Annotated in this window: 8 protein-coding genes; 1 reads left to right on the top strand and 7 read right to left on the bottom strand. The window is 50.0% G+C overall.

Going from position 1 to position 12409, the window contains the following annotated elements; genetic code table 11:
* Positions 1 to 61: 61 nt before the first annotated feature.
* The 7 genes from AC0VYE_RS10780 to AC0VYE_RS10750 form a co-directional block, all read right to left on the bottom strand.
* Positions 62 to 1690 carry an extracellular solute-binding protein gene (locus AC0VYE_RS10780; protein ID WP_475447799.1) on the bottom strand — a complete coding sequence of 543 codons (1629 nt, stop codon included), beginning with the start codon at positions 1688 to 1690 and terminating at the stop codon, positions 62 to 64.
* A gap of 319 nt (positions 1691 to 2009) precedes the next feature.
* Positions 2010 to 3890, bottom strand: a complete 1881-nt coding sequence (locus tag AC0VYE_RS10775) for a glycoside hydrolase family 127 protein (protein ID WP_475447797.1) — start codon at positions 3888 to 3890, stop codon at positions 2010 to 2012.
* 83 nt (positions 3891 to 3973) lie between these two features.
* Positions 3974 to 5593, bottom strand: coding sequence for an extracellular solute-binding protein (locus tag AC0VYE_RS10770; protein WP_475447795.1), 1620 nt, complete (start codon positions 5591 to 5593; stop codon positions 3974 to 3976).
* Positions 5594 to 5649: 56 nt separating this feature from the next.
* Complete coding sequence (locus AC0VYE_RS10765) at positions 5650 to 6540, bottom strand: carbohydrate ABC transporter permease (protein WP_475447793.1); 891 nt, start codon at positions 6538 to 6540, stop codon at positions 5650 to 5652.
* A 12-nt stretch (positions 6541 to 6552) separates the two neighbouring features.
* Entirely contained in the window at positions 6553 to 7446 is an 894-nt protein-coding gene (locus AC0VYE_RS10760) for an ABC transporter permease (RefSeq protein WP_475447791.1), read from the bottom strand.
* Positions 7447 to 7632: 186 nt separating this feature from the next.
* Positions 7633 to 9909, bottom strand: a complete 2277-nt coding sequence (locus AC0VYE_RS10755; protein WP_475447789.1) for a helix-turn-helix domain-containing protein — start codon at positions 9907 to 9909, stop codon at positions 7633 to 7635.
* A 355-nt stretch (positions 9910 to 10264) separates the two neighbouring features.
* Positions 10265 to 10498, bottom strand: a complete 234-nt coding sequence (locus AC0VYE_RS10750) for a hypothetical protein (RefSeq protein WP_475447787.1) — start codon at positions 10496 to 10498, stop codon at positions 10265 to 10267.
* A gap of 186 nt (positions 10499 to 10684) precedes the next feature.
* On the opposite strand from AC0VYE_RS10750, the gene AC0VYE_RS10745 reads away from it, so the two are divergent.
* Complete coding sequence (locus AC0VYE_RS10745; protein ID WP_475447785.1) at positions 10685 to 12274, top strand: sulfatase family protein; 1590 nt, start codon at positions 10685 to 10687, stop codon at positions 12272 to 12274.
* Positions 12275 to 12409: the final 135 nt, after the last annotated feature.

The following is a 12409-nucleotide window of genomic DNA, read 5'->3' as shown; positions in this document are numbered from 1 at the left end:
CAAATAAAGGAGTTTACCCTCTCCCCGCCAAAGATATGGCTTCTTGATTCTAAACTAATGCTTATTTCGAGGAATCATAGTATTTCTGATACAGGGCTACATACTCTTCCACTCTCAGCTTCTTCAGTTGGGCCAGGTGATTATCCCAATCTGCATCGGTGAAACCATTCATGACGAATTTGGCAAAGGTGCTGGCATAATAGCCGTTCTTGCCATTCAGGTCCAGGTTGATGGCGGCGAGCGTCTCGCCGTCTTCCAGCGACCACAGCATGTCGTGAATGAGCTCGGTGGATGCAAATGGCATATACATCTTATAATGCTCGCGCTTCTCGTCCGCCTGATCATCAATCAGCCGATCTACCATATTCTTCAGCACCATCACGGTAGCGCCGTTGCCCGGTGCCTCCGAGTGCTTAAAGTCACCAGAGTTCATACCCTCCGGAACCGGCTGCTTGTCAAAAGTACCGTCCGGATTCTCCTTCACGGTCAGGCCAATTGGGCCTACCTCTAACTGGAAGCTCAGCTTTTCTTCATACATTGTATCCATCCACTTCAGCGTCACTTCTGGGTGTTTGTTTTTTGACGTAATTGCGAATGCTCCCTTGCTGAGCGATACCGGCATACGGAGCCAGCCTTGCTCGCCATTAGCTCCCTTCAGCGGCAGCACTGGAACATAATCCTCATTGATCGAACCGAATACCCCTTGGTTGGAGTAGGTGAAGAACGATCCGATCGGCACATCCTCACTGCGCACCTTCGTCAGGTACGTGTTCTGGTCATGAGTAAAGACCTCCGGGTCAATCAGCTTCTCCTTGAACAGCTTGTTCATATACTGCATGTAGTTCTCGTACTCCGGCTGCTCCGGCGCATATTTAACGGTGCCATTGTCCACGTACAGGTTGTTGCGCGGATCATCCAGCTTGATGCCAAAAGAGCCTGCCAGAGAATTAGCCCCGTTCTGAGCATTATTGAAGAGGAAGGAGAATGGAATCTCATCCGGCTTGCCGTTTCCGTTCGGATCCTTCTCTTTAAACGCTTTCAGTACATTGTAGAAATCATCAATCGTTTCAGGAACGGACAGGCCGAGCTGATCCAGCCACTTTTTGTTGATGTACAGAACGGAACCGATTTCGTTGAAATCTCTTTCCACCAAGGTCGGTAGCGTGTAAATATGGCCATCCGGTGCTGTAAGCATCTTCTTGAACTCAGGGCGCTGTTCAAACACCTTCTGAAGGTTCGGTGCATACTGCTCTATCATTCCCTCCAGCGGAATCAATGCACCCTGGCTGCCCAACTTGACGATCTCCTGATCCAGCAGCACAGCCCGTCCGTAAAATACATCCGGCAAGTCGCCGCTCGCGATAATGATGTTCTTCTTCTCGGCCAGATGCTCCCATCCGACCTGAGTCCATTCCACTTCCACGTTGGTCATCTCGTTCAGCTCTTTGAACATCTGCATGTCGTTATAGTCCTTCTTGACCTGCGGCGCCGTATTCGCAAAAATTTTCAGCTTGATCGGTTTCTCCAGTGGGAACTTGAATTTGTCCTCCGTACCTGCAGACGGTGCCTCCGCCGAAGCTTTTGGATTCTCTGAAGCCGTCGGTGTGCCGCCGCCTTCCGAACACCCGCTGATGAATAGCGCCATCGTTGCCATTGCACTTACACAGGGGACCAGCCATTTCTTTCTCATGTGTACAACCTCCCAAAAATGTTTGTTTGACTACCATGACCCTCGTCATACATGAAGCGCTTACATCTCGTTGTGTGATTCACAATAGCAGAGAAGGCAGGCTTATTGCAATCAGCCAAAATTGGAGGCATATGCGAAACGGCGAAGTGTCAAAAAGCTTGATATATCAAGCCTTTCAAGCTCTAACCCCCCGATAGGTGAGATTCGGCAGAGGGGGATAACGTGCCTTTGATGGGCATTTGCAAGCAGAAAAAAGGGCCGCTCCCCAGATATCAGAATCTTGCGGGAGCAGCCTCGTTACAGGATTAGTATGAAACCATCACGCTCTCGGGAACCAGACGCTCATGTCACTTTCTTCCCGGTTCGCCCAGGAGAAATACGGGATCAGTCTGACCGTCACGGTCTTGTTCTGATCCTGCACTAGCGGATGATACAGCGCATCGCCCTTCGGCCGGATGACCATCTCTGTCTGCAAGCCTACCATATGATAAGGCAGCTCGGCAATCGGCACCTCCTGGAAGGTGGAGTTTATAGGAAGTGCAAGCTCATCCAGTGTTGCTTCGCCAGAGATATCACAGCCCTCCAGGCAATATACTACCGGTCCGCGCTTTACAGCAACCATTCCGTTAGCTTGCTCTACCATCGGATTCGCCTGATACAGTTGTGCCTTCATCGGCAACATAATCGTAATTTCCTCCCCGACCTGAACCGTCACTTCATGAATGCCGCTTTGAATCGGCTGGCCGTTGCAGGTCGCATCCGTGCACCATGCAGGAATTCGGAAGGAGAGCTTCATGCCCTCTGAAGGCGCCTGGTCAATATAAATCTTCACTTCCTGGTCCCATGGATAGTGCGTCTCCATGCGAAGCTTCACCGGCGCTCCGTTTGCCAGCTGGGAGTTTAGTTCGCAGCCTGCGAACAGGTTAATCGCTACGCCCTGTTCAGATGTGGAGTAGATCCATTTCGGCATGCCGGTCAGGGTTCTCCACAGCTGCGGTGGACAGCACCAGCATCCGAAGGTGACAAACCGTTCATTAGGCGCATGCGCGTATTGGCGGAAAGTCGGCTTAATGCGCTCGTGAACCCGATGCGTCAGCGGATTCGCGTAGAAGTACCGGGTCATATCCAAGCTTCCTCCGGAGATGCCGGCATTGTACAGAATGCTTTCCATCCAGTCACCGTAAACAGCTTTATTCGTCACATGCAGCATCCGGTGCGCCCACATGGCGGCAGCGATATTGGCACAGGTTTCGTTATAAGCAATACGGTTCGGCAGGTTAAACTCATCTCCGAATGCCTCCTGAACCCGGTCCCCCCGTTCTGACACACCTTCATAGATCGGGCATACTCCGCCCGTGATATAAATTCTCCGGCTGATCATGTCATTCCAGATTCTCTCCAGTGCGGTCAACAGAGTCTCGTCCTGAGTATGTGCGTAAACGTCCGCTGCCCCGGCGTAGAGGTAAGAAGCCGTTACAGCATGGCCAACTGGCTTATATTCCTCGCGCAGAGCCAAACGATTCTGATTCTGGTCTCCGTTGCCCAGCTTGGTGCCGCGCATGGTAACAAATATGTCCGCCAGCTCCAGATAACGCTGGGTACCGGTCAGACGGTACAGATCCACGAGCCCCATAATCTGGCTCGGGTTGAAGCAGAAGTCGCCCAGTTCCGCATTCAGCGGCATAAATACCGTGCACAAATAATCTGCGCAGCGTACCGCAACCTGAAGCAAACGGTCATCCCCTGCAGCTTCATGCAGCGAACAAGCTGCTGTAAACAAATGGCCGATGTTGTACAACTCGTGGTGCGACGGGTGCTTCCAACGCTCCTTGTCTGTCAGCAGGATTTGGGTGTTAATATATCCGTCCTGCTCCTGAGAGGCTTCGATCCATGGAATGTATTTGTCCAGAATCTCCAAAATTTGCGGGTCTTTGGACACTGCATACTGATTGGCACATCCTTCAATAAATTTGTAGCAATCGCCATCTGACCAATCATTGTCGTGGAACTTTCCTTCAATCTCCCCCGCAGCAATGCCAAAATTGATCAGGCGCGCAGCATTGTCCGGGTTCATCAGGGAGCTTTCCATGCTCTTGATGACGTGCATGTAATCATCCACCCGGTTTCCCCAGAAGCCACCGGTTAATTTTGCCTCTCCCAGCCTGACAGGTTGAAACTTTGCGATCGTATCCGTACTCATGTCATTTGCCCCTTTCATTACAATACATAATTTAGAAGAAAGCTAGACCTGGATCAGATCCAGGTCCAGCTCAATCAAAAGATTTACTTCCCGTTCGTTGCGTCGTAATATTTTTGGTACAGCGCTACGTATTCGTCCACATTCAGCTTCTTCAGCTGTGCCAGATGATTGTCCCAATCGGCCTGGGTAAAGCCATTCATGACAAACTTGGCGAAGGTGCTTGCGTAGTATCCGTTTTTGCCGTTTAAGTCCAGGTTGATCGCAGCCAGCTTCTCGCCGTCCTCCAGGGACCACAGCTTATCCAGAATGACTTCCTTGGACGCAAACGGATCATACATTTCGTAGTATTCACGCTTCTCATCGGCCTGCTCATCGATGAGGCGGTCTACCATATCCTGTAGCACAATGACGGTTGCACCGTTACCCGGAGCTTCCGAGTGCTTGAAGTCACCCGAGTTCATGCCGTCTGGAATCGGCATTTTGTCGAATGTACCATCCGGATTTTCCTTCACCGTCAAGCCAACCGGGCCGATCTCGAATTGGAAGCTCAGCATTTCTTCATACATCGCATCCATCCACTTCATCGTCACTTCCGGATGCTCGTTCGCGGCTGTGATTGCAAAAGAGCCCTTGCTCACCGCGGCCGGCATCCGCAGCCACCCCTGCTCGCCATCCGGTCCTTTCAGTGAAAGAACAGGCACATAATCCTCGTTCAGGTTGCCGAAGATGCTTCTTTGTGAGAAACCGAAGAACGCGCCGATCGGAACGTCATTGCTTCTAACCTTTGTCAAATATGTGTTCTGGTCATGCGTGAACACTTCCTGATCCACAAGTTTTTCCTTAAAAAGCTTGTTCAGGTATTCCAGATATGCCTTGTAGCCCGGCTGCTCTGGTGCATATTTTACGACCCCGTTATCCAGATACAAGTTGTTTCTCGGATCGTCTTGCTTGATTCCAAAGGATCCCGCAAGAGCATTCGAGCCGTTCTGTGCATTGTTGAACAGGAAGGAGAATGGAACCTCGTCTGCTTTGCCGTTACCGTTCGGGTCCTTCTCCTTGAAAGCCTTCAGTACCTCATAAAATTCGTCAGTGGTCGTCGGGACAGACAGACCGAGCTGGTCCAGCCACTTTTTGTTTATGAACAGCACCGAGCCAATTTCGTTGAAATCCCGCTCCACAAATGTTGGCAGGGAGTAAATATGGCCGTCCGTCGCAGTCAGCATCGTTTTGAAATCAGGGCGCTGCTCGAACACCTTCTTCAGGTTAGGCGCATGCTGCTCGATAAGGTCCTCCAGCGGGATAATGGCCCCCTGGCTGCCCAGCTTCACAATTTCCTGATCCAGCAGGACTGCCCGTCCGTAGAATGCGTCCGGAAGGTCGCCGCTTGCAATGACGATATTTTTCTTCTCTACCAGCTGCTCCCAGCCGACCTGTGTCCATTCCACTTCAACGTTGGTCATCTCGTTCAGTTCTTTGAACATCTGCATTTCGTTGTAGTTCTTCTTAACCTGCGGCGCTGTGCTTGCCAGAATTTCAAGCTTGACCGGCTTCTCCAGGGGAAACTGAATTTCCGTTGTATCTGCCGGCTTGCCGTTGTCGTTCTCTGAAGCTGATGGATTGCTGTCGGAGCTTGTACAGCCGCTCAACAACAGCACTGCAGCCAGTATGGCGCTCAAGCTTGCAGACAATTTCTTGTTTTTCATTTCATGACCTCCCAGGGTATAAGTTCTAATACTGCTTTTATATGCATGAAGCTCTGTTAGCCTTTAACGGAGCCGATCATGACACCTTTGACAAAATAACGCTGCAGGAAAGGATACAATACGAGCACCGGCAGGCTCGCTACTACGACCATGCCGTATTTCACAAGGCCAGCGACCTTTTGCTCCTCCACAGCGTCGTTGGAACTATCGATCATATCCAGCTGTGCTTCGCTGACAATCAGAATTTTGCGGAGAATAATTTGCAGCGGATGCAGGCTTGCATCATTCAGATAAATCAGGGCCTGGAAATAGGAGTTCCACAGCGCCACCGCATTAAACAGCACCATGACCGCAATAATCGGCAGAGACAATGGAATAACCATTCTTATGAAAAACTTGAAGTTGCCGCAGCCGTCCACCATCGCTGCCTCCAGCATTTCTCCAGGAATCGTGTTCTGGAAAAAGGTTCTGACAATAATGAGCTGATACACACTGACCGCACCGGGAACGATCATAGCCCAGACGGTGTTGACCATACCGAGCTCCTTCACCAGCAAGTACGTCGGAATCAGACCTCCGTTGAAGAACATCGTAAACAGGATCAGAATCATCAGGACACCGGAGAACGGAAGATCCTTGCGCGACAAGGCATAGCCGCCAGTGATGATCAGGCTGACACGGAACAGCGTCCCGAAGAAGGTATAAAATATAGAGTTCGAATACCCCCGCCAGATCTCATCATCGTTGAATATTCGTTCATAGCCGATCCAGGTGACATCCTTTGGCAGAAAGCGAATTTGTCCGGAATTGACCAGATCCGGATCGCTGACGGATGCTACGATAATGAAATACAGCGGATAAATAACCACAAACAGGATACCGCAGAACAGCAGCACATTAAACCAATCAAACAGCTTATCGGACTTGCTTTTGTTTAATACGTCCATCTCTTTTCCCTCCTACCACAGACTCGCTTTGCCGAAGCGTTTGGCGATCAGATTGACAACGATAAGCAGGATACAGTTCACGACAGAGTTAATCATCCCGATCGCTGCCGAGTAGCTGTACTGTGCATTGAGCAAGCCACTCTTGTACACATACGTTTGAATGATTTCCGCCGAGTTGATGTTAAGCGGATTCTGCATCAGATACACCTTCTCGAAGCCGACGGACATAAAGCTGCCGATATTCAGAATAAGCAGGATAATGACCGTAGGCATGATGCCCGGCAAATCAATATGAAGAATGCGCTTTAATTTGCTGGCGCCGTCTACGACAGCGGATTCATGCAGCTCCGGGCTGATTGCGGTTAGCGCCGCCAGGTATATAATTGTGCCCCAGCCCGCGTTCTGCCACACGCCGGACCAGACGAAGATGGATGCGAACCATTCAGCCTTTGCCATGAAATATTGGCTTTCAATACCAAGGCCCATCAGCATATGGTTGATGACACCACTGGTAGGCGACAGGAACAAATATAGCATCCCAACAATGACCACAGTGGAGATAAAATGGGGCGCATACGTTACGGTCTGGACCAGCTTCTTGAAGCGCCGGCTCGTCAACTGGTTAATTAGCAGCGCGAGAATGACCGGAATCGGGAATAACGCCAGCTCATATAAGCTGATTGTCAGCGTGTTCAAGAGGATTTCCCAGAACTTGTAATTCTCAAAAAACCGCTGGAAGTTCTCGAATCCGACCCAGGGGCTGTCTGCAATCCCCTTGAAAGGCAGGAATTTCTTAAAGGCAATTTGCAAGCCGTAAATGGGGCCATATTCAAAAATGGCGAAATAAATCAGTGTAGGAAGCAGCAGTAAGTATAGTTCATAGTGCCTTTTCCATTGCTTCAGCAAAGCTTTCCCTCCCTTTCTTTCAAAATGTTGATTGTGGTTTCAAGCGCTTTCACCGTAATCCAATTTATAATACCAACCACCTTATAAAGTGCGCAATCAGCCAAATTCAGAGCGATATGCGAAATATATAAAGCCCGGAAACCCTTATATAGCAAGGGTTTCCGGGCTTTCTTGGAGCAGCCTGCTTCACTTCTTGTCCTCATTCTGCTGCAGCCGTTTCCGGTACTCTCCCGGCGTCAGTTGAACCTCGGCTTTAAATTTGCGGATAAAGCTCGAAGGATCACTGTAGCCGATTTTTTGCACGATTATCGCGATCGACAAGTCGGTGTCGATCAGCAGCCTTTTTGCTTTGTTGATCCGTATGGCATGAAGATGCTCCGATATCGTCTGGCCGGTCTGCTCTTTGAAATAACGCGACAGTGAGGAGATGGACTGAGAGAAATAGCTGGACATGCTCTGGATGCTGAACTGCGGATCGGCATATTTCTCTTGCAGAAGCTCAATCATCTCCTGCAGCAGAATGCGGTCCTGCTCAACTGGAGCTTCCTTCATCAACAACGGCCGGATTTGTTCAAACGTGTTCCAGACAATCTCATCCATTTGCTGATAGGAGGTGCATGAGGTTAATGCGATCACGTCAGGATACTCTACAGACATGCCTCTCTCCGCACCGGCCTCGGCTGCTGCCTTAACCTGCGTATTAATGAGATCAAAATAAATGTACTTTGCCGACAGCAGCGATGAGCTGCTGCTATGAATGTGTTCCAGCAGCTGCTTGATATGCTGCTTCACCTTGTCAGTATCATGGTCACGCAGGAGCATGGGCAACGTCTGGAACTGCTGCGCGGAATAAACCGGCAGCTTTTGATGCTCCTGATTCAGTTGATGCGGCAGAATTACACGATCATTCCCTAGAATAAGCCGATATTGCAGCGCCGTCGTTGCACTGATGTAAGACTTCGGCAACAGCGTCAAATCCTCTACTGCCTCCCCGACCCCGATAGTCCAAGTAAGGCCGGTCGACTCCTTCAACTTCTGATGCCACTCGTACCAGCTTTCGCCGCCGCCGGATTCCGGCGGACAGGACTGGATCCATATCCACTGCTCGGGCTGAATCGTATCAATGGAATACAGCTCGATGAAGTCCGGCACTACAGACCTCCATAAAGCGGGAAGCTGATCCCGAATCAAGCTCAATTCTCCGCCCGGATGGGCCTGGATACAGACCACCCGGTACTGGTCGGTCTGCAGAGTTATGCCGAGGGGGGCCCCCAGCTCCTGGAACTCGGACCACTCCCGGATCTGTCCCGACAGCAGTTGGTTCAGCAGTTGCTGTCGCATTGCTGGGCGTCCGCGCTCTACCTGCGATTCCAGCGTGTGGCTGCGGTCGCTCATATAATCGAAGGCAGAGCGAAGCTTCTCCAGGCCGCCGGAAGGGCTTTTAACATTTGCAAGATGAAGCTTGCTGTCCACCACATCAATCAGCTTGCGAAGCGGATGATAGTGAACGTTCATATTGATATAAATGATACTGGAGCCGACAACAAGTATGAGTGCCAGCGCAATTCCGGCCTTCAGTTGCATCTGTTCTATGGGCTTCATCAGCTCGGTTTCCGAAACAACCGTCACATAGGTCCAGCCGGAAGAAGTCGAGATCACCTTGGAAACATAGTATTGATCTCCATCTAACTTTCGGATTTCACTGCTTTCCGATTTCACGTCTAACAGGCCGTCCGGCACACTTCCAGTATCGACAAGAGAAGCTACCAACTGTCCCTGGCCATCTATAAGATACACATTGCTCTTGCGATAAGGCAAGAAGGACGAGAACATTTGCTTGACCTTCTTCTCCTTGATCAGAAATAACAGCGTTCCCTTGTTCTTGCTGGTGGAACCGAATGCCGGGACAGGAACGGCATAGCTTAAATAACGATCCGAGCGATACGCCTCCAGAGACTGGCTGGCGTTTGCAGCATTTACCGTGGGCACATCCGACTCCAGCAGCCGCAAGTATTGATCATAGGTCAGGTGCTGGCTCAGAAACATGTTATAGAACACGACGGAAAGATACGTACTTTTGGAAGAGATCAGCATGTCTTGATTTCTGGCTTTATACACTACCTCCGAGAAGAAGGCATTGGCTTCCGCATACAAGCTGATTTTGTCCTTTGCCTCATAAATGGAATAATTACTGCTCAGCCTCTCGGGATCAAATTCACGCTGCACGGATAGTTGAACGGCAATATTCCTCATCTCGGCCAATTGTTCATCCATTGTGTCCCTAACCTGCTCAAGCATTGCCCGGTTCGTCTGCTGCACCTGCGTTTGAAGCGTGGAAACAATAAAATGATTCACAAAAAGTCCGATGACGATAACAGGAAGGATCAACAACAAGGCATAGGAAATTAGGTATTTGTAAAATAGTGAAATGTTCTTTAATTTCTTCAGCCTGGCAAATCGCACCTTCCATCTCACCTCTTCTCTGAAGTCATGGCATAAAGACCTCTATCCAGTGCAAAAAGCCGCACTGGATAGGGTATCTGTGTGTATCTTACTTCTCCTGAATCGTTTTGTCCCCCCCGGGACTTGATGTTCTGAATCAGCCTGCTCAACTCTGCGGCAATGTCCAGTGCAAGTTCAGGATTTGCCGAGGTCGCCGAGATGCCGAAATCGTTTACACTGCTCTAGGTCTTGGTCATCTCCCCGCTGTCCACCGGAAGCTGAGCTAACTCAAGCTTTCAGTCCCGCGGGAACTTCTCCTTGTCCGCCGCCCAAGGCAGCACCCAGCCTCCCTGGATATTCATGCCGTTTTGTCCATTCATAAGGCAAGAGGATTGATCTTGAAGGTGACCGTATTCGCATGGGTCGGCATGCTTTGGTCAACATTCATCATATTATAAATTCGTTCCTGCGATCTTGTAAACACAGGGTCCTCGATATTGGAGTTGTTATAATACAGCACCCATCTCGTAATGTTGTGCGGAACCATGAACAGCTCCGTTGTTGCTGGCTTTCTCGGCATAGGCACAGAAAGAACGTTGTCTGACTTCATTTCCAGTAAATCTAAATATAAAACAATAATACATATATATAATAATAAAAGCGTTTTCAAATGTCAACTGATTATGTAGAGATTCAGAATCATAATTTATTTATAAATTTATTGACTATATATAAAATGTCGAGTATGGTTAATTTATACGTCCGTTATCGTTGAAGATCTATCATAATTAAAGGAGTGATTCCATTGACGACAAATGCCAGACCGCATGTATTCTTTCTGATGTGCGATGAGCTCAGGGCGGACAGCTTGGGATTTATGGGGAATTCTGTAGTTCAGACTCCTCATCTTGACGAGCTAGCCCAGGATTCCGTCATATTTGAGAATGCCTATACGAACTGTCCGATGTGTGTGCCTGCGAGAGCCAGCATGATGACAGGACGCAATCCGCTCAGCAACGGTGTGCTGGACAATGCTATGCGGATGGTAGAGGATGAGAAGCCTCTGCCTGACCTGCTTCGCAAGAACGGCTATACCACGACGATGTACGGCAAGCTGCATGTCCACCGGACTCCGGAGGAATGCGGCTTTGATGAATTTAAGTTTGGATATCCGGACCCGTACACCAGCTTCCTCGGCATTCAGGACCCAGAGGTCCGCAAGAACGCCACTTTCAAGAAGAATGAGGGTGATATTCCGTTAGTCATTCACGGCGAGAGCCCTACGCACCCCGATCAGACCTCGTGCTCTCGCCTGACTGCGGACTACATTCAGCGAATGGACCGTATTCAGTCCGATGAGAAACCAATCTTCCATTACCTGTCGCTTCTGGATCCGCATACGCCGTACATGCCGACGAGGCCTTATTCGGAAATGTACAATCCGAAGGAGCTGCCGCTGCCTCAGAATGCCGGGCGCACGTTGGCTGACAAGCCGATTACGCAGCGTTATTTCCACAAGGTCCGCGGCTTTGACAAGTTGAACGAAGAGGATTACCGGAAGAGCTTGGCCAGTTACTACGGTCTTGTAACCCATGTGGATGACCGCATCGGCAAAGTAATTGACCGCCTGAAGGAGCTTGAGTTGTATGACGATGCGCTCATTATTTTCACCTCCGACCACGGATCGATGATGGGAGAGCACGGCTTTATCGAGAAATGGGGCCATATGTATGAGCCGGTTGTCCGCATCCCGCTGCTGGTCAAGCTGCCGAAGAATTATAATTCCGGCCTTCGCCTGGATACGTTTGCCGAGATCATTGACCTGCTGCCGACCGTACTGGACGCAGCCGGTATTGAGATTCCGGAAGAGGTTCAAGGCATGAGCCTCTTGCCGGTCTGCCGGGGAGAGCGCACGGTCCACCGGACCGAAGCACACAGCCAGTACTTCTGTGGCTCCATCCACGTCGAGCCTGCACTTATGATTCGAGACCATGACTTCAAGCTGACGGTATATCCGGAGCAGGAATCCATTCACGAGAAGCTGTACGGGGACCATTATCTGAAATATTCTGCATTCTTTGATCAGCCGCTCGTGGAAGGAGAGCTCTACGATCTCCGCAACGACCCTTATGAGGAGCGAAACCTGTTCGGAGACCCGGATTACGCACAGCAGCAAGCCCGTCTTCAGTTCAAACTGGCACATTGGAAGGAAGGGCTAGGCCCGCTGGCCGATTACCGTGGGCTGAGGCAGGCGAACATGAAGACCCTGTATAAATTTATTCTGGATCAAGCGAACAACTGGACCAAAGTGTCGGATGCCTTGAGAGCAGACCAGGGACTGACCCAGTGCGACAGACATAAGACGGAGGAGTCCGTTAAATCGTAAAGCATTCAAATATTTATAGAGTGATTGTCTGTTGAGTGAACCATGAACAAGTTTATAAAGAAAGGCACCCATCCCAACAATGGTTTGCCTCCCTTACGTTAGGACAAGTGAAATAATAAATGCCTGTTGCCGTGA

It is taken from the genome of Pristimantibacillus sp. Z349TD_6 (genome assembly GCF_056173205.1).
This window is presented reverse-complemented; position numbering and strand designations above follow the sequence as displayed.